Annotated in this window: 24 protein-coding genes; 4 read left to right on the top strand and 20 right to left on the bottom strand. The window is 71.6% G+C overall.

The window, feature by feature from the left end; translation table 11 throughout:
- Window positions 1-438: 438 nt before the first annotated feature.
- A complete protein-coding gene (locus GU5_RS0106750) occupies window positions 439-1,065 on the bottom strand; it encodes a Flp pilus assembly protein, ATPase CpaF (protein WP_010524823.1) in 627 nt (208 codons plus the stop codon).
- A gap of 364 nt (window positions 1,066-1,429) precedes the next feature.
- Between GU5_RS0106750 and GU5_RS0106745 the strand changes: the two genes are divergently transcribed.
- Both GU5_RS0106745 and GU5_RS14425 read left to right on the top strand, forming a co-directional pair.
- Complete coding sequence (locus tag GU5_RS0106745; protein WP_010524822.1) at window positions 1,430-2,068, top strand: PepSY domain-containing protein; 639 nt, start codon at window positions 1,430-1,432, stop codon at window positions 2,066-2,068.
- A 113-nt stretch (window positions 2,069-2,181) separates the two neighbouring features.
- On the top strand, window positions 2,182-2,724 hold the full coding sequence (locus GU5_RS14425; RefSeq protein WP_010524821.1) for a MarR family winged helix-turn-helix transcriptional regulator: 543 nt from the start codon (window positions 2,182-2,184) through the stop codon (window positions 2,722-2,724).
- 49 nt (window positions 2,725-2,773) lie between these two features.
- Here the strand turns inward: GU5_RS14425 and GU5_RS0106735 are convergent, their stop codons facing one another.
- From GU5_RS0106735 to GU5_RS14420, 6 genes are all read right to left on the bottom strand, one after another.
- A complete protein-coding gene (locus tag GU5_RS0106735) occupies window positions 2,774-3,733 on the bottom strand; it encodes an SseB family protein (RefSeq protein WP_010524820.1) in 960 nt (319 codons plus the stop codon).
- Complete coding sequence (priA, locus tag GU5_RS0106730; protein WP_010524819.1) at window positions 3,730-4,488, bottom strand: bifunctional 1-(5-phosphoribosyl)-5-((5-phosphoribosylamino)methylideneamino)imidazole-4-carboxamide isomerase/phosphoribosylanthranilate isomerase PriA; 759 nt, start codon at window positions 4,486-4,488, stop codon at window positions 3,730-3,732. The genes GU5_RS0106735 and priA overlap by 4 nt, the downstream gene beginning before the upstream one ends.
- An 81-nt stretch (window positions 4,489-4,569) precedes the next feature.
- Window positions 4,570-5,208 (bottom strand): imidazole glycerol phosphate synthase subunit HisH, encoded by a 639-nt coding sequence (gene hisH, locus GU5_RS0106725; protein WP_010524818.1) that lies wholly within the window; start codon window positions 5,206-5,208, stop codon window positions 4,570-4,572.
- Window positions 5,208-5,825 (bottom strand): imidazoleglycerol-phosphate dehydratase HisB, encoded by a 618-nt coding sequence (gene hisB, locus GU5_RS0106720; protein ID WP_010524817.1) that lies wholly within the window; start codon window positions 5,823-5,825, stop codon window positions 5,208-5,210. Before hisB ends, hisH begins: the two co-directional genes overlap by 1 nt.
- A gap of 103 nt (window positions 5,826-5,928) precedes the next feature.
- A complete protein-coding gene (locus GU5_RS0106715; RefSeq protein ID WP_010524816.1) occupies window positions 5,929-7,047 on the bottom strand; it encodes a histidinol-phosphate transaminase in 1,119 nt (372 codons plus the stop codon).
- Between the two features lie 74 nt (window positions 7,048-7,121).
- Window positions 7,122-7,523: a LysM peptidoglycan-binding domain-containing protein gene (locus GU5_RS14420; RefSeq protein ID WP_010524815.1), complete on the bottom strand. Its 402-nt coding sequence runs from the start codon at window positions 7,521-7,523 to the stop codon at window positions 7,122-7,124.
- A gap of 295 nt (window positions 7,524-7,818) precedes the next feature.
- Between GU5_RS14420 and lexA the strand changes: the two genes are divergently transcribed.
- Window positions 7,819-8,604: a transcriptional repressor LexA gene (gene lexA, locus GU5_RS0106705; protein WP_010524814.1), complete on the top strand. Its 786-nt coding sequence runs from the start codon at window positions 7,819-7,821 to the stop codon at window positions 8,602-8,604.
- A gap of 73 nt (window positions 8,605-8,677) precedes the next feature.
- On the opposite strand, the gene GU5_RS14415 is transcribed toward lexA, so the two are convergent.
- Together GU5_RS14415 and hflX are read right to left on the bottom strand one after the other, a co-directional pair.
- On the bottom strand, window positions 8,678-10,777 hold the full coding sequence (locus tag GU5_RS14415; protein ID WP_010524813.1) for an ATP-dependent DNA helicase: 2,100 nt from the start codon (window positions 10,775-10,777) through the stop codon (window positions 8,678-8,680).
- Window positions 10,774-12,468, bottom strand: coding sequence for a GTPase HflX (gene hflX / locus GU5_RS0106695; RefSeq protein ID WP_010524812.1), 1,695 nt, complete (start codon window positions 12,466-12,468; stop codon window positions 10,774-10,776). The genes GU5_RS14415 and hflX overlap by 4 nt, the downstream gene beginning before the upstream one ends.
- Window positions 12,469-13,022: 554 nt before the next feature.
- Between hflX and GU5_RS0106690 the strand changes: the two genes are divergently transcribed.
- A complete protein-coding gene (locus GU5_RS0106690) occupies window positions 13,023-13,640 on the top strand; it encodes a class I SAM-dependent methyltransferase (RefSeq protein WP_010524811.1) in 618 nt (205 codons plus the stop codon).
- A 49-nt stretch (window positions 13,641-13,689) separates the two neighbouring features.
- Here the strand turns inward: GU5_RS0106690 and dapF are convergent, their stop codons facing one another.
- From dapF to GU5_RS0106630, 11 genes are all read right to left on the bottom strand, one after another.
- Complete coding sequence (gene dapF, locus GU5_RS0106685) at window positions 13,690-14,649, bottom strand: diaminopimelate epimerase (protein ID WP_010524810.1); 960 nt, start codon at window positions 14,647-14,649, stop codon at window positions 13,690-13,692.
- Window positions 14,650-14,711: 62 nt separating this feature from the next.
- Window positions 14,712-15,668: a tRNA (adenosine(37)-N6)-dimethylallyltransferase MiaA gene (gene miaA / locus GU5_RS0106680; protein ID WP_050806618.1), complete on the bottom strand. Its 957-nt coding sequence runs from the start codon at window positions 15,666-15,668 to the stop codon at window positions 14,712-14,714.
- Between the two features lie 52 nt (window positions 15,669-15,720).
- Complete coding sequence (gene miaB, locus GU5_RS0106675) at window positions 15,721-17,289, bottom strand: tRNA (N6-isopentenyl adenosine(37)-C2)-methylthiotransferase MiaB (protein ID WP_010524808.1); 1,569 nt, start codon at window positions 17,287-17,289, stop codon at window positions 15,721-15,723.
- A gap of 45 nt (window positions 17,290-17,334) precedes the next feature.
- Window positions 17,335-18,060 carry a RecX family transcriptional regulator gene (locus tag GU5_RS17870; RefSeq protein ID WP_010524807.1) on the bottom strand — a complete coding sequence of 242 codons (726 nt, stop codon included), beginning with the start codon at window positions 18,058-18,060 and terminating at the stop codon, window positions 17,335-17,337.
- A 20-nt stretch (window positions 18,061-18,080) separates the two neighbouring features.
- Window positions 18,081-19,142: a recombinase RecA gene (gene recA, locus GU5_RS0106665; protein ID WP_010524806.1), complete on the bottom strand. Its 1,062-nt coding sequence runs from the start codon at window positions 19,140-19,142 to the stop codon at window positions 18,081-18,083.
- Window positions 19,143-19,409: 267 nt separating this feature from the next.
- Window positions 19,410-19,628, bottom strand: coding sequence for a DUF3046 domain-containing protein (locus GU5_RS0106660; protein ID WP_029514084.1), 219 nt, complete (start codon window positions 19,626-19,628; stop codon window positions 19,410-19,412).
- Between the two features lie 7 nt (window positions 19,629-19,635).
- The gene (locus GU5_RS14410) at window positions 19,636-20,148 is read right to left on the bottom strand and encodes a MarR family winged helix-turn-helix transcriptional regulator (RefSeq protein WP_010524804.1); all 513 of its coding nucleotides are present in this window, start codon (window positions 20,146-20,148) and stop codon (window positions 19,636-19,638) included.
- Window positions 20,149-20,387: 239 nt separating this feature from the next.
- Complete coding sequence (locus tag GU5_RS0106645; RefSeq protein ID WP_010524803.1) at window positions 20,388-20,834, bottom strand: helix-turn-helix domain-containing protein; 447 nt, start codon at window positions 20,832-20,834, stop codon at window positions 20,388-20,390.
- A gap of 105 nt (window positions 20,835-20,939) precedes the next feature.
- Window positions 20,940-21,587: a CinA family protein gene (locus tag GU5_RS14405; protein WP_010524802.1), complete on the bottom strand. Its 648-nt coding sequence runs from the start codon at window positions 21,585-21,587 to the stop codon at window positions 20,940-20,942.
- A complete protein-coding gene (pgsA, locus tag GU5_RS0106635; RefSeq protein WP_010524801.1) occupies window positions 21,584-22,213 on the bottom strand; it encodes a CDP-diacylglycerol--glycerol-3-phosphate 3-phosphatidyltransferase in 630 nt (209 codons plus the stop codon). The genes GU5_RS14405 and pgsA overlap by 4 nt, the downstream gene beginning before the upstream one ends.
- A gap of 54 nt (window positions 22,214-22,267) precedes the next feature.
- Window positions 22,268-24,873, bottom strand: a 2,606-nt coding sequence (locus GU5_RS0106630) for a DNA translocase FtsK (protein ID WP_010524800.1), incomplete at its 5' end; no start/stop codon positions are given.

The raw sequence follows: 24,873 nt of genomic DNA, 5'->3' as shown, positions 1-24,873 counted from the left end.
CCCCCGACCCTTGTGTGCTCACCGCTGAACAGCGTCACCATCACGACAGCGGCCAGCATTGGCGATGCGACAGGCAAGGACACGATGATCATCGTATCGAGCGGATCTCGACTACCGCAGCGACGGGGAACGCGTGCGACCACTGCGTGATAGTTGCCGGCGGCCCTCCCTGATCTCATCGCGAGCCTGCGGCCACGTGGCCCGCCCTCTCCTTCTCCGAGGGCCGGCCCTAGTCCGCAACGATCCGCGAGTGGTGCCGGGTCCTGCTCGAGCGCCGCGACCACCATCGTGCTGTCGGCGGCGGTGCCGCCGGTGAGCGACTACCTCACCGGGCGATGATGCCCGCAGACCAGATGGTCCCCCGGCCAGCTGTGCTGACCAGGAGACCATCATCATTCTGATGCGGTTCTACTGTTCCGCTGCCGAACGCTCGGCGATCTAGCCGAGGGCGAGGACGCACAATGGGCAGCAGGTGCTGCCGGCTGTGAACCTCTCCATCAAATCGTCGGGACCGTGAAGCTCGTACCACGCCTGACGATCGGGGCCGAGGAACCGGCTACAGAACGCATACGGGCTTTTTCCGTCGACACCGAGGTGGTGCAGAGTCGTGCACACTACTGGAGCCTGCTGCGCCTTGTCCCGCAGCTGCCGCTCCACCTCGTGACCTGACAGGTCCGGCTGGATCTCCAATAGAAGCTCAACCTGCTCGGCTGCCGAGAGCAGCAGGTCGCGGCTTGGTTCGAAGTCGCAGTCGGTCACGGGGACCCCCCAGTCGAAGACAACTTTCGAAGCCTTCCCCGGCCCGTTGATCCAGATCTCCTCGACCTCGTCGTCGTCGAGCATCGGCTGCAGCTCGCCGAAGCCGGCCACCGAGTCCATGATCCGTTTGACGGCGCGGTCGACCTCTCCGATCAGCGGCAGAGCGCTGACCATGGACCGCCGGTCGTACTCGGAGACCGCGGTCTCCACCAGTTCCTTCAGGTCGAAGCGGTCGACGGTCGGGTCCAGCCCGCGACGGCGAACCTGATCCCTGACCTCGTCCTCGACGATGCCCAGCGCGTCCACTCTGACCTTCCGTTCCTTCCGGCGTCCTCGGTATCCTCGTCCTGCATCCGGTCCGTGGCCGGATTCGTCCTGCTGCCCGGCACACGGCCGACGACGGCGGCCCTCCAGGTCGCGCCGCACGGCACAGGTTCTCTCGTGCAGACACCCCATGTCTGCTCGCAGGGCCCCACCCTAGCTATCGGCGACCCCCGGTGCCAGACAGTCGGGAGCACCTGTGGAAAACTGCTCCTCGCACGCCCGTGGCTGAATGTCATCTCTGACATCTGCGGCATGCAGCAGGCCGCTCTCCGGAGCGCGCGACACGCGCCCCGGACATCGAGGGCCCTTCCAGCAGGTGTCCAGCCTCCGCGGGCAGACTGGGTCCATGACTTCGACACGCAGCTCCGCCACCGTCGTCGCCGTGATGATGTCGGCCGCCCTGCTCTCCGGATGCGGCATCCCGGACGGGCCGCAGGGAGGTGCCGAGGGCGCCGAGGCCAGCGGATCGCTCCCGCCGTCGAACGAGCCTTCGGCCGAGAACCCGACCTCGACCGCGGACGTCGACGCCGGGCAGGACGTGGCCCTGCGCGCGGTGAGCACCGCGATCGGCGACGGCGACGCGGCGCCGGTGGCCTTCAACAAGTCGGTCGAGGGTGCGGCCGGCATGAGCGTCGACCTGCTGGCCGGCGACGGCACGTTGCAGCACGTCACCACGGTGCAGGACGGATCGGAGCAGGTCGAAGCCGAGGACCAGGGCGAGGCCGAGGATCAGCTGCAGCAGCTCGCCGAGGCCGCCGAGGTCCCGATGCTGCGCGCCATGGACATCGCCCTGACCGAGTCCCCGGGCGTGCTGCTCTCCGCCGAGCTGCAGGACCGCGAGGGAGATCTGGTGGTGTGGGTCATCACGGTCGAAGGCGCCACCTCGGACAACCGGGTCGTCGTCGATGCGAGCAACGGCGCCGTGGTCCCGGAGGGCCAGGAGGCCCGGGAGACGGCGACGGAGAGCCCCGCCGACGACGGCTGATCACGCGGATCGCCCCAGGTGTCGGGAGGCGGGCAGAGCTGACACCGTCCCGTGGTGCTCCCTGTAGACTGTCCACCTGACCATCAGGTGGACGAGCAGTCGAGGAGGGGCCGGTGGCCACCGACGACGAGCCGCGCGACGAGCAGACCGGGCACGCCGACGGACAGTGCATCGGCGACCCGGAGCGCGGCCCCCGCGACCTGACCGGCCGTTCCCCCAAGGCCCGGGCCTGGCGCACGTTCCTGGAGACCTCCGCGATCGTCAACGACCGCATGGAGAAGCGGCTGCACGCCTCCACCGGACTGCGCCTGACCGACTACAACGTGCTGCTGCTCCTCGCCGAGTCCGAGGACCACAGCCTGCGGATGGGCGACCTGGCCGAACGGATGGTCTTCTCTCCCTCCCGCCTGTCGTATCAGGCCAAAGCCCTGCAGCGCCGGGGCCTGATCGACCGCACCCCCGATCCGGCAGATCGGCGCGGGATGACCGCCAGCCTCACCGAGGAGGGGCGACGGGTCTTCCGCGAGGCGTCGCAGGTCCACGGCGGCCACATCCGCCAGCTCTTCCACGGCGCGCTCGACGAGGACGAGGCGGTGGAGCTGCAGCGGCTGTGCTGGAAGATCCAGGCCCAGACCCGGGCCGCCGACGGCGGCTGACCCGACTGGCACATCCTGGCGCCCGGTGCGGGCGCCGATCCGTGTCCGATCAGCCGGCGCGCAGGACCTCCACCGAGTCCGCCCGGAGGCGCAGCGGCTCCAGCTCCGCGAGGCTGGCCCGCACGCTGGCCAGCGCCAGACGGGCGTCCACCCCGTCGACGCCGGACTCGAGCTCCACGACGATCGCCAGCTCCGGACCGGATCCGCCGCCGGCGACGGCGATGCCCGAGGAGGTCCGGGTGCCGACGCCTCCGCCGGGCCGCACCACCAGCCGGCCGACCCCGGGGCACTGCTCGACCACCTCCTCCAGGGCGGCGACGAGCTCGGGATCCCGGTAGGACGGGGTCCAGCCCAGTCCCTGCGCCAAGGCGGTGACCGCCGGGCGCCGCAGCACGAAGGTCAGCTCCGCCTGCGGGTCGAGCACGACCAGTTCGTCCTCCTCGCTCAGCGCGGCCAGCATCACACGTTCGGCCTCTGCCGCGACCGGCCGGGCCTCCGGGTGCCAGGCGGTGAGCGTCTCCACCGAGCTGAAGGCCGGCAGCGCGCGGCGACCGTCGGCGGCGGTGAGGCTGACCAGCGAGATCTCGGCCTCCTTGTCGCCGGCCGACCCGGCGGCGGGAGACGCCTCCTCCATGACCGAGGCGGTCGCCAGCACCGGCACGAAGAGCCGGGCGCCGCGCAGCGCGGAGACGAACGCCGCCTCGTCGATCTCCCCGGCGATCAGCCGCTCGCGGGCCGCGGCGACGGTCTGCTCGGCCAGGCCGTCGTCGCCGTCGAAGGTGTGCAGCGGATTGCCCTCGCCGGAGAGGTCGCGCCCCTCCCAGGACACCCCGGCCGAATCGACGGCGCGCCCCTGAGCATCCCGCCCCTCGCGGCGCAGCAGCTGGGCGATGTGGGCGGGCAGCTCACGCGTTCCGGACGCATCGGCGGGCTCCGGAGCCTCTGATCGCAGAGCTTCCGACTGCAGAGCCTCCGACGACTGCGGCGGCTGCTCGGCGGGCGGGCTCATGCGGAGTCGGCGGCGGCGGCCAGCGCCTCGGAGAACTCGAAGCGCCCGGCGTAGAGGGCCTTGCCCATGATGGCACCCTCGACCCCGGTGGAGACCATCTTCGCCAGCGTGGAGACGTCCTCCAGCGAGGAGATCCCGCCGGAGGCGACCACGGGCTTCTGCGTCCGCCGGCAGACCTCGGCGAGCAACTCGGTGTTGGGGCCGCGCAGCGTGCCGTCCTTGGTCACGTCGGTGACCACGTAGCGCGGGCAGCCGGCCTCCTCGAGGCGGTCGAGGACCTCCCAGAGGTTGCCGCCCTCGCGCGTCCAGCCGCGGGCGGCCAGCGTCTCTCCGCGGACGTCCAGTCCGACGGCGATCGCGTCGCCGTGGCGTTCGATGGCTCGGGCGGTCCACTCCGGGTCCTCCAGCGCGGCGGTGCCCAGGTTCACCCGCTCGGCGCCGAACTCCAGGGCACGGTCCAGCGACTCGTCGTCGCGGATGCCGCCGGAGAGCTCGATGCGGATGTCGAGCTCGGCGACCACCCGGGCGAGCACGTCGCGATTGTGCCCGCGGCCGAAGGCGGCGTCGAGGTCCACCAGGTGGATCCATTCCGCGCCCTGCCGCTGCCAGGACAGCGCGGCCTCCAGCGGATCTCCGTAGCCGGTCTCCGAGCCGGCCTCGCCCTGCACCAGGCGCACGGCCTGACCGTCGGCGACGTCGACGGCGGGCAGCAGTTCCAGGGGCGGCACGGCGGAGCTCGCGGGGGTCTCAGTCATGGGTTCGTGCTCTCTTCGTCAGTCGTCTTCGGGAAGGGTCCCCGGCGGCGTCGGCGCAGCGCGCGGCACCGCCCGGCAGGCTCAGAGGGTGCCGAGCCAGTTCTGCAGCAGCTGCATGCCGGCGTCGCCGGACTTCTCGGGATGGAACTGGGTGGCGGCCAGCGGCCCGTTCTCCACGGCGGCGATGAAGTCGGCGCCGTGGTGGGCCCAGGTGACCTGCGGCGGGGTCATCGCCGCGATCTGCTGCTCGAAGTCCCAGGACTGCACCGCGTAGGAGTGGACGAAGTAGAAGCGCTCGTCCTCGATCCCGGCGAAGAGCCGAGTCTCCGCCGGCGGCGTGACCGTGTTCCATCCCATGTGCGGGACCACGACGTCCTCGGGCAGGGCGGTAACCTCGCCGGGCCACTCCCCCATGCCCTCGGCGGCGATGCCGTGCTCGACTCCGCGCTCGAAGAGGATCTGGTGGCCGACGCAGATGCCCAGCACCGGGCGGGATCCGGCGATGCGCCGCCCGATCCAGCGGGGCGCGTCGATCGCGTTCAGCGCGTCCATCACTGCAGAGAAGGCCCCGACTCCGGGAACGACCAGCCCGTCGGCCTCCAGCACACGATCGGTGTTCCGGGTCAGCTCCACCGAGGCGCCGGCACGTTCGAGGGCTCGCACGGCCGAGTGGACGTTTCCGGAGCCGTAGTCCAGCACGACGACGTCGCGGCCGGCCATCAGAGCGCACCCTTCGTGGACGGGACGCCGGAGACCCGCGGATCGTCCTCCACCGCGGCGCGCAGCGCCCGGGCGAAGGCCTTGAACTGGGCCTCGACGATGTGGTGCGGGTCGCGGCCGCCGAGCACGCGCATGTGCACGCAGATCCCTGCGTGCAGGGTGATCGCCTCGAAGACGTGGCGGGTCATCGATCCGGTGAAGTGCCCGCCGATCAGGTGGTACTGCTGGCCCTCCGGCTCGCCGCTGTGGACCAGATACGGGCGTCCGGAGACGTCGACGACCGCGTGGGCGAGCGCCTCGTCCAGCGGCACCGTCGCCTCGCCGAAGCGGCGGATGCCGGCCTTGTCCCCCAGCGCGGTGCGCAGCACCTCGCCGAAGACGATGGCGGTGTCCTCGACGGTGTGGTGGACGTCGATGTGCGTGTCTCCGGCGGCCTCGACCTCGAGGTCGATCAGCGCGTGCTTCGACAGGGCGGTGAGCATGTGGTCGAAGAACGGCACCGAAGTGCTGATCGACGATGCTCCGGTCCCGTCGAGGTCCATGCGGACCTTCACGCTGGACTCGCTGGTCACGCGCTCCATCCGGGCGCTGCGGCCGGTGATGAGTTCTGCTCCCATGGCTCCTGCTCGTCAGGCTGGCGATGTGGTCGGACTGCGGTAGTCGGCCCGTCGCCTCCGAGTCTACGCTCCGGAGCCGACGGGATCCGCGGGCGGTGAGCCCTCAGGCACGACCGAGATGTCGGGCCAGCGACTCGAGGAAGGCGGTGGTCTCCTCCTCGGTGCCGGCGGTCACCCGCAGGTGGCCGGGGATCCCGACGTCGCGGACGAGGACCCCGTCGTCGAGCAGGTGCTGCCAGGCGGCCTTCTCGTCGGCCAGTCCGCCGAAGAACACGAAGTTCGCATCCGACGGCGCGGGACGCAGGTCCATCCGGGCCAGCTCGGCGACGATGCGGTCGCGCTGGACCTTGATGCGCTCGACGTTGGCGGTCAGCCTCGCACTGTGGTCCAGGGCGGCCTCGGCGACGGCCTGGGTCACCGCCGAGAGGTGGTAGGGCAGACGGACCAGCCGCATCGCATCGGTGACCTCCGGTGCGGCGGCGAGGTACCCCAGGCGTCCCCCGGCGAGGGCGAAGGCCTTGCTCATCGTCCGCGAGACGATCAGCCGCGACCGTCCCGGCAGCAGCTCGAGGGCGGAGGGAGTCCCGTCCTGACGGAACTCGCCGTAGGCCTCGTCGACGACGATCATCGTGTCGGACTCCAGCGCGGCATCGTGGGCCGCCTCGACGACGTCGAGCCCCAGTGCGGTGCCGGTGGGGTTGTTCGGCGAGCAGAGGATGACCACGTGGGGCCGGTGCTCGCGGATCTGCGCCGCGACGCCCTCGGGCGTCTGGCGGTAGTCCTCGTCGCGGGTGCCGGCGATGTACTCGCTGTTGGTGCCGCGGGCATAGAGCGGGTACATCGAGTAGGTCGGCGGGAACGCCATCACCGAGCGTCCGGGGCCGGCGAAGGCCTGCAGGATGTGCTGCATGACTTCGTTGGACCCGTTGGCCGCCCAGATGTGCTCGGCGGTCAGCCCGTGGCCCAGGAAGGCGGCGAGCTTGCTCCGGAGCGCGGTGAACTCGCGATCCGGATAGCGGTTCAGGCCGAGTGCCGCCCGGCGCACGGCCGCGGTGATGGACTCCACCACCTCGGCGGGCATGTCGTAGGTCGTCTCGTTGACGTTGAGCATGGCGGGCACCTGCAGCTGCGGCGCGCCATAGGGATGCTGTCCGCGCAGCTCCTCGCGCAGGGGCAGCTCGTCCAGACGTCGTGCTCGTGCGGCGGTCTCCTCGGAAGTCACCGCACCATCCTACTCAGCGGCCTCCGGCCTGCGCGCGTTCGAGACTCCATAGGTCATTCCACGGCCCGTACGGATCAGCCGCCGACGGGGACGTCGAGGCGCTGACCGGGCTGCAGCGTGGAACCGTCCAGGTCATTGAGCTCGGCGATGCGCAGGATCAGCTCGTCGGTGTCCTCCGTCGAGTCGACCTCCGAAGCGATGTCCCAGAGGGTGTCGCCCGGGGCCACGATGACCTCGCGGGCGTCGACTCCGACGGAAGCCTCGGTCGACGCCTGCGCCTGGTTGACGAGCCCGCCCACCATCAGCGCCGCGCCGAGCATCAGCGCGGCCGCGGCGGCCAGCGCCGGCACGCCGAGCAGCAGCAGGCGGCCCCGACGGGTCAGCCGCAGGCGACCGGGGGCCGCGGCCGTCGCCCCGGCGCCGACCGGCGCGGTCTCGGGCCCTCCCGCGCTCAGCGCGGTGTGCGAGTGATCCATGGTCTTGCTCCCCTCTGCGTCGTGTCCGACGGGCACGAGCCCGCCGGCCTTCGAAGATGTGTTCTAGTTCTAGCACACATATTCGACGTGCGACCAGACATGCGTTCGAATATCCTGGAGATGCCCCTGGTCATCCCGTAGTGTGAAGCCATATTCGAAGTGATCTTCGGACGCCGTGTTCGATCGTCCGACGTGTCAGAGTCCACCATCGACCTCTGACACGTCGTCGGGCGGATCGCGACACCCTCACTCAGTGCACGAGAGCAGGACGGGCCAGCCCCGGAGAGGCGGAGAGATGCCGGAAGACCACGTCGCCCCGCAGCGACCCCAGGACGAGACCGCGCCGCGGCTGACCGAGCGGCAGCGCAGCATCGTCGACATCATCCAGGGCTCGCTCGCAGACCGCGGCTATCCGCCGTCGATGCGCGAGATCGGCGATGCCTGCGGACTGGCCTCGCTCTCCTCGGTCACCCATCAGCTGGCCCGCCTCCAGCAGATGGGCTACCTCTCGCGAGTTCCCGGTCGTCCCCGGGCCATGGAGGTGCTGCGGAACTCCGACGGCGAGCTGCTGAGCACGCCGGTCTCCGCTGAGTCCGCCGACGCCTCCGGAGACGCCGCGGCCGACGAGCAGCCCGCCTCCTCCGCGGGAGGCGTCCGGGATTCCTCGGTGGTCGACCTCGACGCCTACCGCGCCGACGCCGACGGCCGCACCGCCGACATCCCCGTGGTCGGCCACATCGCCGCCGGCGGGCCGATCCTCGCCGAACAGCACGTCGAGGACGTCATGCCGCTCCCCCGCCAGCTGACCGGCGAGGGCGAGCTGTTCATGCTCCAGGTCCGCGGAGATTCGATGATCGAGGCCGGCATCTTCGAGGACGACTGGGTCGTCGTCCGGAACCAGTCCGAGGCCGAGAACGGCGACATCGTCGCGGCCCTGCTGGACGACGAGGCCACGGTCAAGACGCTGCGCCGGCGCGACGGACACCAGTGGCTGCTGCCGCAGAATCGGTCCTACGAGCCCATCCTCGGCGACGCGGCGGCCGTCATGGGCAAGGTCGTGACCGTGCTGCGCAGCCTCTGACCCTCCCCGGCCGACTCTGTCGACGACGGCCCCGCTCGGGACGCCGTCGGCGCGGAGCGGGGCCGTCGTCGTCTCAGCCCGCCGGGACCTCCATGGACTCCACGGTCTCGCCTGAGGAGCTCGCCGACGTCGCCGAGGACGCCTCCGGCCGCTCGGCGGCCTGCGCCAGCCGGCTCAGCGCGCCGCGGACGACCGCACCGTCGGTGGTGGGCCAGAAGTCCGGCATGGACTTCTTCAGGAACCCGCCGTAGCGGGCGGTGGCCAGCCGGGAGTCGAGGATCGCCAGCACGCCGCGGTCCTCCGCGCTGCGGATCAGCCGCCCGGCTCCCTGCGCCAGCCGGGTGGCCGCATGCGTGGCGGCCACCCGCATGAAGCCGTTGCCGCCGCTGCGGGCGACCTCCTGGGTGCGGGCGCTCATCAGCGGATCGTCCGGGCGCGGGAACGGGATGCGGTCGATGGCCACCAGCCGACAGGCGCGGCCGGGCACGTCGACGCCCTGCCACAGGCTCATCGTCCCGAAGAGGCAGGTCTCCTCGTCCTCGGCGAACTGGCGAACCAGCGCCGACATGGTCGCCTCCCCCTGACAGAGGATCGGCACCTCGAGCCGCTCGCGCAGGTCCTCGGCGGCCTCCTCGGCCGCCCGGCGTGAGGAGAAGAGCGCCAGCGTCGCCCCGCCGGATGCCTCGATGAGGTCGGCGAGCTCGTCCCGCTGCCGCTCGGCGGTCCGCATCGACGGCGCCGGCAGGTGCTCGGCGACGTACAGCATCCCCTGACGCGGGTAGTCGAAGGGGCTGCCGACGTCGACGGCGTCCCAGGCCGGCGCGTCCTCGCCGCCGAGGCCCAGATCGCCGGCCACCGGATCGAAGCTGTCGCCGACGGTCAGCGTCGCCGAGGTCAGCACCGCCGTGCGATCGCCGAAGAGACCCTCGCGCATCCGCGCGGCGACCGACGTCGGGGCCACATGCAGCGTCGGCGGCTCGGAGAGGTCGGCCTCCTGATAGCCGATCCCCGGGGTGAAGCTCCCCGGCCGGGTCAGCCACACGACATCGGGAGTGTCGGGCGACTGCAGCATGCGCTCGGCGGCTTCCTGGACCGCCTGCACGCGGGAGCGGGCGGTGGTGCGACCGGTGTCGGCCTCGGCGTCTCCGGAGGGCTTGGAGTCCGACAGCGCAGTGCGCGCGGCGTTGCGCACCAGTTCCAGCGCCTGGGTCTGCTGGGCGTCGAGGCCACGGGCGAGCAGCCCCGACTCCCGCTGATGGAAGGCCGCGTCGACCGCGACCGCTCCGGCCTGCAGATCGTCCATCGACAGGGCGGTGTGCCGCCGCATCGTCGACGCCGCAGTCTGGATCATCTGCGCCGAGAGCTGCGCGGTCACCGCCGAGGTGACTCGATCGGCCAGCTCGTGGGCCTCGTCGACGATCACCGCGTCATGCTCGGGCAGCACCTGCAGCCCCTCGAAGGCGTCGATGGCCAGCATCGCATGGTTGGTGACCACGATGTCGGCCTCCTCCGCCCGCTCGCGGGCCAGCTCGGAGAAGCACTCGGCGGCCATCGGGCAGCTGCGCGGGCCGATGCAGTCGACCGCGTTGACCGATACCTGCCGCCAGGCGCGGTCCGACACGCCTTCGGACAGATCGTCACGATCGCCGGTCTCAGTCTCCTCGGCCCACTCGCGCAGCCGCATGACCTCGCGGCCCAGCGCCGACGTCGGCTCCATCGTCGCCGCGCCGCCGGAGGGCTCGTCGCCGAAGCTGAAGAGCGCCGTCTCGTCGCCGTCGTCGGGGAAACCGCCGTCGAGCTTGTGCTTGCACAGATAGTTCGCCCGGCCCTTGACGAGGGCGATGTCGACGTCGCGGTCGAGCTCGTCGCCGACGCTGTCGAGCAGCCGCGGCAGATCTCGACCCATGATCTGGGCCTGCAGCGCCAGGGTGGCAGTCGAGATCAGCACCGGCCGGTCGGTCTCGGTCGCCTGCACCACCGCCGGCACCAGGTAGGCCAGCGACTTGCCGGTGCCGGTGCCGGCCTGGACCAGCAGATGCCGCCGCCTGCGCAGGGCCATGGCGACCTTCTCCGTCATGCTGACCTGCCCCTCTCGGTGCACGCCGCCCATGGCCTCGACCGCCGACTCCAGCAGCCGCGTGGAGGCCAGATGTCCCGTCGATCGCGAACTCACGCGGCGCCCGCCGCATGCTCGTCGCCGGCGTCGACGCGGTACTGCTCCAGCTCCGCGGCGAGCTCGGGACGGACCTTCACGCTCAGGCGGGTCCCCTCGGCGAGGTAGTCGATGGTGTGGATCTCGGTGTCGCCGCCGTGGAGCCGGGAGACGACGTCGCCGTCGACATAGGGCACCAGCAGCTCCATCGGGGTCTGCGGCCGCGGGACGGAGTCGCTGATCCGCTCGCGCAGCTCGTCGAGCCCCATGCCGCTGTGCGCCGAGACCAGCACGGTGTTCGGCTCGCGGCGGCGGATCCGCTCGACCACGGCCCAGTCGGCGACGTCGGCCTTGTTCAGCACCACCAGCTCCGGGACCTGCTGGGCGTCGACGTCGGCGAGCACCTCGCGGACCGCGCGGATCTGGCCCTCCGGCTCCGGATGGGAGGCGTCGACCACGTGCAGGATGAGGTCGGAGTCGGCGACCTCCTCCAGCGTGGAGCGGAAGGCCTCCACCAGCTGCGTGGGCAGCTGGCGCACGAAGCCGACCGTGTCGGAGAGCGTGTAGGCGATGCCGTCGGGCGTCTGCGCCTTGCGCACGGTGGGGTCCAGCGTGGCGAAGAGCGCGTTCTCCACCATCACTCCGGCGTCGGTGAGCTGGTTCAGGAGCGAGGACTTGCCGGCGTTGGTGTAGCCGGCGATGGCCACCGAGGGCACGCTGTTCCGCCGCCGGTTGGCCCGTTTGGCCTCGCGGGCAGGCTTCATGCCCGCGATCTGGCGGCGCAGTCTGGCCATCCGCGAATGGATGCGCCGACGGTCCAGCTCGATCTTCGTCTCGCCGGGCCCGCGGGAGCCCATGCCGCCTCCGCCGCCGACCTGGCCGCCGGCCTGCCGGGAGAGCGACTCGCCCCAGCCGCGCAGACGCGGCAGCAGGTACTCCAGCTGGGCCAGCTCGACCTGGGCCTTGCCCTCACGGGACTTGGCGTGCTGGGCGAAGATGTCGAGGATCAGACCGGTCCGGTCGATGACCTTGACCTTGACGATGTCCTCCAGGCCGCGACGCTGCGAAGGTGCCAGCTCGGAATCGACCACCACTGTGTCGGCGCCGAGCTCGGCGACGGCGGCGCGGATCTCCTCGGCCTTGCCGGCGCCGAAGAACGTGCCCGGATCCGGATGCGTGCGGCGCTGGACGAAGCCGTCGAGGACGGTGGAGCCGGCGGTCTCGGCCAGCGCCGAGAGCTCACGCAGCGAGTGCTCGGCCTCCGCGACCGGCCCGTCGGTCCAGAGTCCGGCGAGGACGACGCGCTCCAGGCGCAGCTGCCGGTACTCGACCTCGGTGACGTCCTCGAGCTCCGTGGAGAGCCCCTCGACACGGCGCAGCGAGCGCCGTTCCAGGACCTCGTGCTGGGCGCCGTCGGCGGCGGTGTGCTGCGTCTCGTCGGCCAGCTCGCGGGCCGTGCCGTCGAGGATGCCGCCGCGGCGCTCGTCGTCGGCGTCCTCGACGGGTTCGGCGGACTCGACGTCCTCGGAACGGTCTGCTCCGTCGACGCGGAACTCCGGGTCGGCGACGAACCGGGAGGACTGCGGAACGGCGTCGTCGGCGGCCAGGATTCGTTCGATGGTCGCGTCGACGTCATCGGTGCGGCCGGCATCCTGGCGCGGACTCCGCCGCGGGTCCCGGGGGTCGGTGTGGCTGATGTGCTCTTCGGTCATACTCTCCTCTGGAGGCCTGTCGGCGCCTCCTCGCGGCGCGGACGCGGCCTCGTGGTGCCGGATCGCGCATCCGGCCCGCCCTGCGGACGGCGTATCTCCATCCTACGGCGGCGGCGCCCGGCGGCACTACTGCCGGCGGGGCCTGTGCAGGAATGCCCCGTGCGGAGCTCGCGCGTCGCTGATGCGGCCGTGCGACGGGTGGAACCGGTCCGGGGCGATCGCCCGTCCCCAAGGGGCGGGCGGATGCGGATCATGATGCTGATGATGGTCTGGTGCGCGTCGATGCGCGCGGCTCGACCGCCGGAGCGCCTCGGCTCGCACCGGCGCGGAGGCCGGCGAGCCGCAGGGTCGCCCTCGGTGCTCAGGGGCGGGAGCTCAGGTGTGCACGATCCACATGGCCTCCACTATAGAGCCCCGCGGCCCGCTCGGCGACTCGGCCCCGGCTCCGGCCTCGGGTGTGATCCCGATCTGCGCCCCGACCTGCGCCCCGGACTCAGCGTCCGTCCGACCTCCGGCCTGAGCGCCTCGCCCCTGCGCCGGGATAGCATGGCGGTGTGGACGCGCAGCACTACTTCTCCTCCGCTCCGGACGGCCCGATCCGACGCCGCGCCGTCGAGGTCGAGCTGGACGGCCGTGCCGTCACGGTGACCACCGCCGGCGGCATCTTCTCCCCCGACGGGATCGACAGGGGCACTGCGGTGCTGCTGCGCCACGTCCCCCGCCCGACGCCGACCGGCGAGCTGCTCGACGTCGGATGCGGCTGGGGTCCGATCGCGCTGACGATGGCGTTGCAGGCTCCGCAGGCGCGGATCTGGGCCGTCGACGTCAACGAGCGCTCCCGCACGCTGTGCCGGGAGAACGTCGCGACGCTGGGGCTGGACAACGTGGTCGTCGCCGCGCCCGAGGAGGTCCCGGCGGCCCTGGAGTTCACCACGATCTGGTCGAACCCTCCGATCCGGATCGGCAAGCCGCAGCTGCACGCGCTGCTGCGCGGCTGGCTGCCCCGGCTGGCCTCCGGCGGCGAAGCCTGGCTGGTGGTGCAGAAGAACCTCGGGGCCGATTCGCTGCAGAAGTGGCTGGGACCGATGCTCGACGAGCACGACGCCGGCTTCTCCGTGGACCGCCCGGAGACGCAGAAGGGCTTCCGGCTGCTGCGCACCCGGCGCGACTGACGCCGGGTGATCACCACGACGGGTCGACGCTGCGCGACGACGCTGTCGGTCAGCCGAGCGTGCCGGTGAAGACCAGCTCGGCCGGGCCGGAGAGCTCGACGTCCTCGGCCCCGTCCTCTCGTGCGAGGAACCGCACGCGGACCTCGCCGCCGGGGACGGCCACGACCCAGCTGGCCACGCCGTCGCCGGCGGCCCAGACACGGACCGCCGCGGCGGCCGCGCAGGCACCGGTGCCGCAGGACATCGTCTCGCCCACGCCGCGCTCGTGCACGCGCATGCGCACCCGCCCCTCGCCTGCGGAGACCAGCGGATCGTCGGGGACGACGAACTCCACGTTGGTGCCGTGCGGCGGCCGCGGATCGACCGTCGGCGCGGTGCCCAGGCCGAGGGCGTCCAGCGCGCGCTCCTCGGAGAGCGCGACGACCGTGTGCGGGTTGCCCATCGAGATGCTCAGCGCCGGCCGCGGATCGGTCAGCCCGTCGGCGACGACCAGCGAGTCCGAGGCGCTGGCCTGCGCCAGCTCGGGGTCGATGAAGGACCAGACGCCCATCCCGACCGCATAGCCTTCAGGCACCCGGCGGACGGTCTTCGCCCCGCCGCGAGTGATGATGGTCAGCTCCTGGCCCTCCTCGAGCGAGACGAGCTGCTGATCGCGCAGGAAGTGGACGAAGGCGCGCACCCCGTTGCCGCACATCTCGGCCAGCGAGCCGTCGCCGTTGCGATAGTCCATGAACCAGATCGTCTGCTCCGGCTCCTGTCCCGGCAGTTCCTCGGCGTGCTCGGCGAGGAGCGCGCGTCCGTCGTCGTCCTTCTCGGCCGGAACCGCACGGATCAGCCCGTCGGCGCCGATGCCCAGGTGGCGGTCGCAGACGGCCGCGGCCTGGTCGGCGTCGATGGTCAGCTCGCCCTCGGGATCGGCGAGCAGCACGAAGTCGTTGCCCGTGGCGTGGGCCTTGGTGAAGGGCTGACCGCCCAGGGCGTCGAGGGCGGAGAGGTGATGTGTGGCCACTGGCTGCTCTTTCTGCGTCGGCGGGCCTCCGGCCCGGGGGCGGGTCGGGTCGTCGTCAGGGGTCAACGTCGGCGGAACCCCAGGTCTTCCAGCGTCGTGTCCAGCACTTCGAGAGCGCGGTCGGCGACGTCCGGAGCGGCGGACTCGAGCCAGTGCACGCGCGGGTCCGCGCGGAACCAGGTCTCCTGCCGCCGGGCGAACCGGCGGGTGGCCACGGTGGTGTCCTCGATCGCCTGGGCCGTGCTGCGCCCGCCGTCGAGGACGTCGAGGAACTGCTGATAGCCGATGGCCTTCGACGCCGTGCGCCCGGTGCGCAGGCCGGCGGCGACCAGCTGCTCGACCTCGGAGAGCAGCCCGTGGGAGGCCATCTCCTCCACGCGGGCGGCGATACGCGCGTGCAGGGTCTCCCGCGGCACGGCGAGGCCCAGCTGGACGACCGGCTCCACAGCCGGCTCGTGGATCCGCCGCGGCATGTAGGAGCTGAAGGGACGACCGGTGAGGCTGACGACCTCCAGGGCGCGGACCAGCCTCCGATCATCGCTGATCGCCGCGGCGGACTCCGGGTCGTGGGCGCGCAGCTCCGCGCGCAGCGCAGCAGGGCCCTCGTCCTCGAGCCGCTGGGTCAGCGCCGCGCGGCGCTGCGGATCGGTGGGCGGAAACTCGATGACGTCGATGGCGGCCCGCACGTAGAGCCCCGAGCCGCCGACCATGATCGGCGTGCGGCCGCGGCCGCGGATGTCGGCGACGGTGTCCCGGGCCTGCCGCTGATAGTCGGCGACTGAGGCCTCCTCGGTGACGTCGAGGACGTCGAGCAGGTGGTGCGGCACGCCGGCGGCTTCGTCAGCGGTGACCTTCGCGGTGCCGATGTCCATGCCCCGGTAGAGCTGCATCGAGTCGGCGTTGATCACTTCGCCGTCGAGCCGCCGCGCGAGGTCGATGCCCAGCTGCGACTTCCCGGAGGCGGTGGGGCCGACCACGACGATCAGCGGCAGGGTGCCGACCGGACCCGACTGAGACAGTTCGCCCGTCGCATCCGGTCCCTCCGCGGCATGGCCGGAAGCTATCACGGGCTCAGCCGCCCATACGCATCGTCGGCATGCCCAACGAGACCTGGCCCGGCTGCGATCCGGCGACCTGGGTGGTGCCCACGCCGCAGGAGTCGGCCTGGGCCCGGTCCCAGGCGTCGCCGGCCCGCGAGGAGCGCAGCGTGTACTGCTCCGCCCTCGGATCGGAGAGCAGGTGATGCGAACCGGCGTCGGTGATCGGCACGGTCACGAAGTCGCCCGGCCGGGGGTCCTCGGCGCCGTCCGGCACGGAGAAGTGCACCAGCCGGTGGTCGGGCGCGCGGCCGGTCAGCCGCCCGGTCTCGGCGCCCTTGGCACCGCTGTGCGCCGTCACCAGCAGCTCCTGCACCGTGCCGACCTGCGCCGCGTTCTCCTCCGCGGTGATGCGGTTCTGCAGCGCGATCAGACGGTCGAAACGCTCCTGGACGACGTCCTTGGGGACCTGATCCTCCATCTCGGCGGCCGGAGTGCCCGGCCGCGGCGAGTACTGGAAGGTGAACGCCGAGGAGAAGCGCGAGGCCTCGACCACGCGCAGGGTGTCCGCGAAGTCTTCCTCGGTCTCTCCGGGGAAGCCGACGATGATGTCGGTGGTCACCGAGGCATGCGGCATCCGCTCACGGACCTTCTCCAGGATCCGCAGGAACTTCTTCGACCGGTAGGACCGGCGCATGGCCTTCAGCACCGTGTCCGAGCCGGACTGCAGCGGCATGTGCAGCTGCGGCATGACGTTGGGCGTCTCGGCCATGGCGTCGATGACGTCGTCGGTGAAGGAGGCCGGATGCGGACTGGTGAAGCGCACCCGTTCCAGGCCCTCGATCTCGCCGCAGGCGCGCAGCAGCTTGGCGAAGGCGCCGCGGTCGCCGAACTCCACCCCATAGGTGTTGACGTTCTGGCCCAGCAGGGTCACCTCGACGGCGCCGTCGTCGACCAGCGCCTGGACTTCGGCGAGGATCTCGCCGGGGCGCCGGTCGCGCTCCTTGCCCCGGAGAGACGGCACGATGCAGAAGGTGCAGGTGTTGTTGCAGCCGACCGAGATCGACACCCAGCCGGAATGGACCTCGTCGCGCTTGGTCGGCAGCGTCGAGGGGAAGGTCTCCAGCGACTCCAGGATCTCGAGCTCGGCCTCCTGGTTGTGCCGGGAACGCTCGAGCAGGGCGGGCAGCGATCCGATGTTGTGGGTGCCGAAGACGACGTCGACCCACGGGGCCCTCTCCTGCACCGTGTGCTGGTCCTTCTGCGCCAGGCAGCCGCCCACGGCGATCTGCATGCCCTCGTGCTCGCGCTTGCTCGCGCGCAGCTGGCCGAGGTGGCCGTAGAGCTTGTTGTCGGCGTTCTCGCGCACCGCGCAGGTGTTGAAGACCACCAGGTCGGCGGTCCCCTCCTCATCGGCGGGCACGTAGCCGGCGTCCTCGAGCAGACCGGAGATCCGCTCGGAGTCGTGGACGTTCATCTGGCAGCCGAAGGTGCGCACGTCGTAGGTTCGGCCGGCCCCGGATCCTGCCGCGGTCCCGGTCGGCGCGGCGGACGGGTCGGAGGTATCAGCCACGTCGGGGCGGTCCATGGTCGTCTCAGTCATGGGGTGCTCACAGATCAGACTGGTGCGTGCAGATGCCGTTCGATTCTACGCGCTGTGCTCGTCGAGCACCTCCTGCACGATCCGGAAGGCCGTCGACGGCGCGTGGCCGCGACGACCGAGCATCGCCACCAGCCGGCGCGTGTGCTTCTCCCGTTCGCGCCGCTCATCAGCCCCTGAGCCGGCGGGCACGACGACGCCGCGCAGTTTCTTCTCGACCATCTCGCGGGCCGCGGCGTCCTCGTCCTCGGGCTCGATCTGCTCCAGCGCCTCGGCGATGTAGGCGTCGTCCACTCCGCGATCGCGCAGCTCGTGGCGCAGCGCCGCCCGACCCAGCCCCTTGAGCTCGTGCCGGGTGCGCACCCAGGTCCGGGCGAAGGCCGCGTCGTCGATCAGTCCGACCTCGGTGAGCCGATCCAGGACCTGCTCGATGACCGGCTCTTCGGTCTCCTTCTCGCGCAGCGCCTCGGCGAGCTGGTGTCGGCTCTTCGCCGATCCGGTCAGCTTGCGCAGCACCACGGCGCGGGCCCGGGCGTAAGGCGAATCGTCCTCGACCCCGGAGCTCGCCGGCCCTGCACCCGATTCCTCCGCCGGCTCTCCCGGCTGCCCTCCCGACGGCGCCGCCGACAGCTCCGGCGCGGCGGGCGACGAGGAGGGCTCGGGATCCCAGAGCGAGCTGGGGCCGGCCTCGCCGGACTCGATGCGCGTCATCGCCTCCCGCAGCTGGGTGAGCGTCGCGGCCTGTCCGTCGGGCTCCTCAGCATCTGCCGTCATGCGTCAGCTCCCGTCTCGGCTCAGGCCGGGCCGTCGACCGCGTGCAGCGACGGTCCGTCGGCGCCGTCCTGCTCGCCGCCCTCGGGGGCGATGATGCCCAGCTTCTCCTTGATGCGGCGCTCGATCTCGTCGGCGAGATCCGGATTGTCCTTCAGGAACTGGCGGGACTTCTCCTTGCCCTGACCGAGCTGATCGCCGTCGTAGGTGTACCAGGCGCCGGACTTCTTCACCAGACCGTGCTCCACACCGGTGTCGATCAGGTCGCCCTCACGGGAGATGCCCTCGCCGTAGACGATGTCGAACTCGGCCTGCTTGAAGGGCGGAGCCACCTTGTTCTTCACGATCTTCGCGCGAGTGCGGTTGCCGACGGCGTTGGTGCCCTCCTTGAGGGTCTCGATGCGCCGGACGTCGACGCGCACCGAAGCATAGAACTTCAACGCCTTGCCGCCCGAGGTGGTCTCCGGGGATCCGAAGAAGACGCCGACCTTCTCGCGCAGCTGGTTGATGAAGATCGCGGTGGTCTTCGACTGCGACAGGCGGCCGGCGATCTTGCGCAGCGCCTGGGACATCAGCCGGGCCTGCAGGCCGACGTGGCTGTCGCCCATCTCGCCCTCGATCTCGGCCCGCGGCACCAGCGCGGCCACCGAGTCGACGACCACCACATCCAGCGAGCCGGAGGAGAGCAGCATGTCCATGATCTCCAGGGCCTGCTCACCGGTGTCGGGCTGGGAGACCAGCAGCGAATCGGTGTCCACCCCGAGCTTCTCCGCGTAGACCGGGTCCAGCGCGTGCTCGGCGTCGATGAACGCGGCGATGCCGCCGTCCTTCTGGGCATTGGCGACCGCATGCAGAGCCACCGTCGTCTTTCCGGAGGACTCCGGGCCGTAGATCTCGACGACGCGGCCGCGCGGGAAGCCGCCGATGCCCAGGGCGGCGTCCATGGCGATGGACGAAGTCGAGATCGTCTCCATCGGAGCGCGGGTCTCGTCGCCGAGGCGCATCACCGAGCCCTTGCCGAACTGCTTGTCGATCTGGGCCAGCGCGGCGTCGAGCGCCTTCTGCCGGTCTTCGCTGACTGCCATGATTCACCTCTGTGACGTCGTGCGGATGTGCGGCGCCCTCCTGTGCCGGGAGCGCCGGTGGTGCGTGCAGGATCGAGACTACGCACGACCCCCGACACGCGGCAGGTCGAACCCCTCGCGCTGTGGAGGGATCGGCGTGTCGCCGAAGCTGTCGGGCCTGCTGTGCAGGACTCTACCGGATCGCCTCGAACATATCTTCGACATCCGGGCGGCGTGTTCCCGACCGGTCGGCGTCGAGATCAGGTCATGGCGCCGAGCGCGGAGGGCTCACCGCGTCGACGGGGTGTCGCGCCCCAGCCGGCGCGCGGCGGGCACGTCCTGCTGCTCGCAGACCGCCTCCCACACCTCGCGCGGGCCGACGCCGGCGGCCAGCGCCTGGTCGACGGTCATCTGATGCGCCGACAGCACGAGCGTGTCGGAGAGCACGTGAGCGTAGGTCGCTCCGAACTCGTCCTCCATCAGGGCCCAGAATCTGCTGAGTCGCACGGCGGCCTCAGGCGGAGGTCCGGTCGGCCGCGGACTGTCCCGCCGCGTCCTGCGGACCGGGGTTCTCGTCGGCGGACTCGGCGTAGGTGCGGTTGAGCTTGGCCAGCAGGTCGGACAGCGTGGAGATCTCCTCCTCGGACCAGGGCTCGAGCATCGTCATGTACCGCTCGACGCGCTCGTTCTGCGCGGCCTCCAGGCGGGCCCGCCCCTCCTCCGAGAGGCTCAGCGTCTGCGCCCGGCCGTCGTCGGGGTCCGTGGTCTTCAGCACCCAGCCGCGGGCCGTCAGCGTGGCCAGCTGTCGCGAGAGAGTGGGCTTGCCGATGCCCAGATGGCGGGCGATCGCGGTCATCCGCACCGGCCCCTGCTGCTGCAGGGTCGCCAGCACCGAGTAGGAGGCCGGCTCGATCTCCGGGTCGATCCTCCGCGTCATCTGCAGCGCGTTGAACCGTCGGCGCACGAACAGTCGGTTGAACTCGCGCTCCAAGTCGTGGACGAGGGCTGCTCGGTCGGCGTTCTCCATGGGTCCCATCCTATGCGCACGAGCGGTCGACGAGCGGCCGCACCAGCGTGCTCAGCGCTCTGGCCTGGGGCTCGTCCACCAGGTCGCCTGCGCGGTCGGGCATGTCGGCCACTCCGCCCCGACGGCCCCGGGCCCGAACGCACCGCAGGCCGCCTCCTCTCGTGGGAGGCGGCCTGCGGGACTGCGACGACGGCGCCGCGGAAAGCTGGTCGGGCCGGCCGACGATGGCCGACGGAGGGTCAGCCGCAGCTGCGGGCGAACTCCTCGCGGGCGAGGTCGTCCGGGACGCCGTCGGGCACGGCGCCGGGGGCGAACTCCCGCTGGAACTCGGTGGGCACCGTGTCCGGGACGCGCAGCCCCTCGGCCACGGCCACACGCTCGGCGACCTGGCCCAGCATGGCCGACAGCGGCACGTCCAGGGCGTCGCAGATCGAGGCGAGCAGCTCGGAGGAGGCCTCCTTCTGGCCGCGCTCGACCTCGGACAGGTACCCCAGCGAGACGCGCGCGCCGTGGGAGACGTCGCGCAGCGTGCGTCCCTCGGCCTGACGGATGCTGCGCAGCACGTCCCCGATCTCCTGACGCATCACGACGGCCTTCGCCTCGCCGGTCTCGGCGACGGCGACGCCGTCGGGCTCCGCGTCCCTCCATCGGGTGACGCCGTTGACGGTGACTGGCTGTCGCACCATGGACCCTCTCCTTCGTGGTAGAACCTGGCGGTCCTGACCTGTGTCATCCGGATCAACCGAATGCGCGGGGTTTTCATTCCCTGCCGCGCCCCTCGGGCTCCTCGTTCATCGTCGCACGATCGAGGGCCTGCGGCCCACACGATGCATCAGGAGCCTGAGCGCCTCCTGCACAGTCGCTGCACGGATGCCGTCGCGGTCGCCGTCGAGTCGACGCAGCACCGCGCCCGACGACCAGCCCGCCGGTTCGCCGCCCGGCCCGGCGGCACCCGCGTCGCCGTCGCCGGCGCCACCGGTCCGCGTCGGTGTCCAGGCACCCGGCGGCGGATCGCCCCACGGGGGCACGGAGGCATCGTGCCAGGCCAGGCCGATGTACACCGTGCCCACCGGCCGGCCCTGGTGGGGCTCGGGGCCGGCGACGCCGGTGGTCGCCACGCCCAGGACCGCGCCGGTGCGCCGGGCCGCGCCCAGCGCCATCGCCGCGGCGACGTCGGCGTCCACGGCCCCGCGCTCCTCGAGCAGCGCGGCGTCGACGTCGAGCAGGTCACGTTTCACCGGATTGCAGTAGGCCACCACTCCCCCGCGCAGCACCGCCGAGGCGCCGGGAGGGTCGGCCAGCCGGGCGGCCACCGCGCCGGCGGTCAGCGACTCGCCGGCGGCGACGGTCAGACCGAGACTGTCGAGACGGGCGATCACGTGCGCGGCCGAGACCTCCTCGGCCGGATGGACGTCGGCGGGGCCGCAGTCGTCGCTCATGCCGCTCGGGCGTCGCGGCGCATGCGGATCGCCGAGACCACATAGTCCAGACCGGTGACCACGGTGACCACCAGGGCCACCATCATGATCCAGAAGGCGACGTCGCCGAGCCAGGAGGCGATGACGACCAGCGGCAGCAGCATCAGCTGCAGGCCCGCAGTCTGCAGCACCGTCTTCAGCTTGCCGCCGCGCGAGGCCGGCATGACGCCGTAGCGGATGACGACCATGCGCAGCACGGTGATGCCCAGCTCGCGCACCAGGATCACCACCGTCACCCACCAGAAGAGCTCGCCGAGCAGCGAGAGCATGATGAGCCCGGCGCCGATGAGCGCCTTGTCGGCGATCGGATCGGCGATCTTGCCGAAGTTCGACACCAGGCCGCGCGACCGGGCGAGGTCACCGTCGATCTTGTCGGTGATCATCGCCGCGGCGAAGAGCCCCGCTGCGGCCCAGCGCCAGCCGCCGTTCTGCGGCTCGAGCCCGTCGGCGTCGAGCAGCAGGAACCAGACGAACACCGGCACCAGCACGATGCGCAGCATCGTGAGCACGTTGGCGATGTTCAGCAGCGGCGGCTCGACGGACTCGGCGGGGCCGGATTCGTCGGGCTCTGAGGCGTGGCGGCTCACGGGCGGGGATTCCTTGTCATCGGCGGCGAGAGGGGTCACGACGACGGGGACGGATCAGCGCCCGGTCAGCTGCCAGGCGTCCTCCCCGGCGTCCGTGTCGTGCCCGTCATGATACTCGGTGGCCTCCGGCAGCGCCGCAGTCCGCTCGGCCAGGTCCCGGGCGATGAGGTCCGCGCTGGACATCCCGGAGACGGTAGACCCGCCCTGCGGCGGCGGCCCGGAGGCCGGCGACGCCGACGCCTCCTGCGGCGGCTGCGGAGCGGGCTGGCCCGACGCGGGCTCATAGGCGACCACGTCCTGTTCGTAGGCCTCCGGCGCGTCCTCCGACGGCGCGGCCGCCGGCGGCTCCTCGCCGCGGATGGTGGCCAGCACCCCCGGCAGCTCTTCGGGGCTGACCAGCACGTCACGGGCCTTGGAGCCCTCGGAGGCGGCGACCACCCCGCGGGACTCCATCAGGTCCATCAGCCGGCCCGCCTTGGCGAAGCCGACCCGCAGCTTGCGCTGCAGCATGGAGGTGGAGCCGAACTGGGTGGTGACCACCAGCTCGGTGGCCTGCAGCAGCAGGTCGAGATCGTCGCCGATGTCCTCGTCGATCTGCTTCTGCGGCTTGTCCGGGATGACGTCCTCGCGGTACTGCGCCGAGAGCTGGGACTTCACATGCTCGACGACTGAATGGATCTCGGTCTCGCTGACCCAGGCGCCCTGGACACGCATCGGCTTGGCGTTGCCCATCGGCAGGAAGAGCGCATCGCCCTGCCCGAGCAGCTTCTCCGCGCCGGCGGAGTCGAGCACCACGCGCGAGTCGGTGACCGAGGAGGTCGAGAAGGCCATGCGCGAGGGCACGTTGGCCTTGATCAGACCGGTGACGACGTTGACCGAGGGGCGCTGGGTGGCCAGCACCAGGTGGATGCCGGCGGCACGGGCCAGCTGGGTGATGCGCACGATCGAGTCTTCGACGTCGCGCGGGGCGACCATCATCAGATCGGCCAGCTCGTCGACGATCACCAGCAGGTACGGATACGGACGCAGCTCGCGCTTCGAGTCCGGCGGCAGGGTGATCTTGCCGTTGCGGACGGCCTTGTTGAAGTCGTCGATGTGCTTGTAGCCGAAGTGCGCCAGATCGTCGTAGCGGTTGTCCATCTCCTTCACGACCCACTGCAGCGCCTCGGCGGCCTTCTTCGGATCGGTGATGATCGGGGTGACCAGATGCGGCACGCCCTCGTAGGCGGTCAGCTCCACGCGCTTCGGGTCGACCATGACCATGCGCACCTCGTCGGGGGTGGCGCGCATCAGGATCGAGGTGATCATCGAGTTCACGAAGGCCGACTTGCCGGCTCCGGTCGCGCCGGCGACCAGCAGGTGCGGCATCTTCGCCAGGTTGGCCACCACGTAGCCGCCCTCGACGTCCTTGCCGACGCCCATGACCATCGAGTGCTCGGTCTTGCGCGCGGCGTTGGAGCGCATCACGTCGCCGAGGGCGACGACTTCCTTGTCCTTGTTCGGGATCTCGATGCCGATGGCGGACTTGCCCGGGATCGGGCTGAGGATGCGGACCTCGTTGGAGGCGACGGCCAGCGAGATGTTCTTGTCCAGGCCGGTGACCTTCTCCACCTTGGTGCCCGGGGTCAGCTCGACCTCGTAGCGGGTGACCGTCGGGCCGCGGGAGAATCCGGTGACCTGGGCGTCGACCTTGAACTGTTCGAAAGTGCGGTTCAGCGCGTCGACGACCTCGTCGTTGGCCTCGGTGTGCTCCTTCGCCGGCGGACCGGAGGGCAGCAGGGACTGGTCGGGCAACGTGTAGGTCACGTCGCCGGCCAGCTCGAGCTGCTCGGAGCGCACCGGCATGTCCGGAGCCGGGGCGGGGGCCTCGACGGCGGACGGAGCAGGAGCCGACGACGGCGCGCCGGCACCGGGGCCCACGGCCGCAGTCGGAGCAGTGGTCGCCGGAGCCGCCGGCCGGCCGGCGGCGGGTGCGGCCTCGTCGGCGCTGGCGGCCGAAGCTCCGGAGGCGGCCGACGACGGCGGGGACTGGGCCTTCTCGCGAGCGCGCTGGATGGCCAGCTCCTGAGCGGTGGGACGCTTGACGCCCGGAGGGACGGCCGGCTCGGCGTCCTGCTCGGCGTCGCTCTCCACCGCGGAGGCGTCGAAGGCGCCGGCGGCCGCCCGGGAAGCTTCGGCCTCGGACGTGTCGGCGACGGACGCGGGCTCGGCCTCGGGCACTTCGTCGGCGTCGCGTCCGCGGAGAAGCTTGGAGAGGAGACCGGCCTTCTTCGGGGCGGACTCTCCCTCGTCGAAGACGTCGTCGAGCGGCTCGTCGGCGGGCTCGGGGGCGCGGGACGCCCGGCGGGCGCGCGTCGGCCGGCTCGCGCCGTCGTCGGAGCGAGCAGGCTCACGCGGGGCGCGCGGCTCGCGCCGCTCGCCGACCACGTAGTCCTTGGCCACCGAGGCCCGCTCCGGGATCCGGCGCACCGGTGTGTCGGTGAGCACCAGCAGCCCGGCCAGCAGCACCGCGCCGAGCACCGCCCAGACGGGGTAGACGGTGATCAGGCTGGCCAGCGGAACGGTGACCAGATAGCCGACGATGCCGCCGGAGGCGAGCATGTCCTCGAATGCGGCGTTCAGCGGGGGCATCCCGTGGGCCATATGGGCCAGCCCGGCGG

The sequence above is a fragment of the Nesterenkonia sp. F genome (assembly GCF_000220985.1).
Taxonomy (GTDB): Bacteria; Actinomycetota; Actinomycetes; order Actinomycetales; family Micrococcaceae; genus Nesterenkonia.
Note: the sequence above shows the minus strand (reverse complement) of the source record. Positions and strands in the feature narration are given on the sequence as shown.

What these genes read in the sequence shown, in the direction of transcription:
- GU5_RS0106745 (WP_010524822.1), top strand. Translation starts at nt 1,430, where the DNA reads ATGACTTCGACACGCAGCTCCGCCACCGTCGTCGCCGTGATGATGTCG.
- GU5_RS0106735 (WP_010524820.1), bottom strand. Translation starts at nt 3,733, where the DNA reads ATGAGCCCGCCCGCCGAGCAGCCGCCGCAGTCGTCGGAGGCTCTGCAG.
- priA (WP_010524819.1), bottom strand. Translation starts at nt 4,488, where the DNA reads ATGACTGAGACCCCCGCGAGCTCCGCCGTGCCGCCCCTGGAACTGCTG.
- hisH (WP_010524818.1), bottom strand. Translation starts at nt 5,208, where the DNA reads ATGGCCGGCCGCGACGTCGTCGTGCTGGACTACGGCTCCGGAAACGTC.
- hisB (WP_010524817.1), bottom strand. Translation starts at nt 5,825, where the DNA reads ATGGGAGCAGAACTCATCACCGGCCGCAGCGCCCGGATGGAGCGCGTG.
- GU5_RS14420 (WP_010524815.1), bottom strand. Translation starts at nt 7,523, where the DNA reads ATGGATCACTCGCACACCGCGCTGAGCGCGGGAGGGCCCGAGACCGCG.
- lexA (WP_010524814.1), top strand. Translation starts at nt 7,819, where the DNA reads ATGCCGGAAGACCACGTCGCCCCGCAGCGACCCCAGGACGAGACCGCG.
- hflX (WP_010524812.1), bottom strand. Translation starts at nt 12,468, where the DNA reads ATGACCGAAGAGCACATCAGCCACACCGACCCCCGGGACCCGCGGCGG.
- miaB (WP_010524808.1), bottom strand. Translation starts at nt 17,289, where the DNA reads ATGACTGAGACGACCATGGACCGCCCCGACGTGGCTGATACCTCCGAC.
- GU5_RS17870 (WP_010524807.1), bottom strand. Translation starts at nt 18,060, where the DNA reads ATGACGGCAGATGCTGAGGAGCCCGACGGACAGGCCGCGACGCTCACC.
- recA (WP_010524806.1), bottom strand. Translation starts at nt 19,142, where the DNA reads ATGGCAGTCAGCGAAGACCGGCAGAAGGCGCTCGACGCCGCGCTGGCC.
- GU5_RS14410 (WP_010524804.1), bottom strand. Translation starts at nt 20,148, where the DNA reads ATGGAGAACGCCGACCGAGCAGCCCTCGTCCACGACTTGGAGCGCGAG.
- GU5_RS0106645 (WP_010524803.1), bottom strand. Translation starts at nt 20,834, where the DNA reads ATGGTGCGACAGCCAGTCACCGTCAACGGCGTCACCCGATGGAGGGAC.
- GU5_RS14405 (WP_010524802.1), bottom strand. Translation starts at nt 21,587, where the DNA reads ATGAGCGACGACTGCGGCCCCGCCGACGTCCATCCGGCCGAGGAGGTC.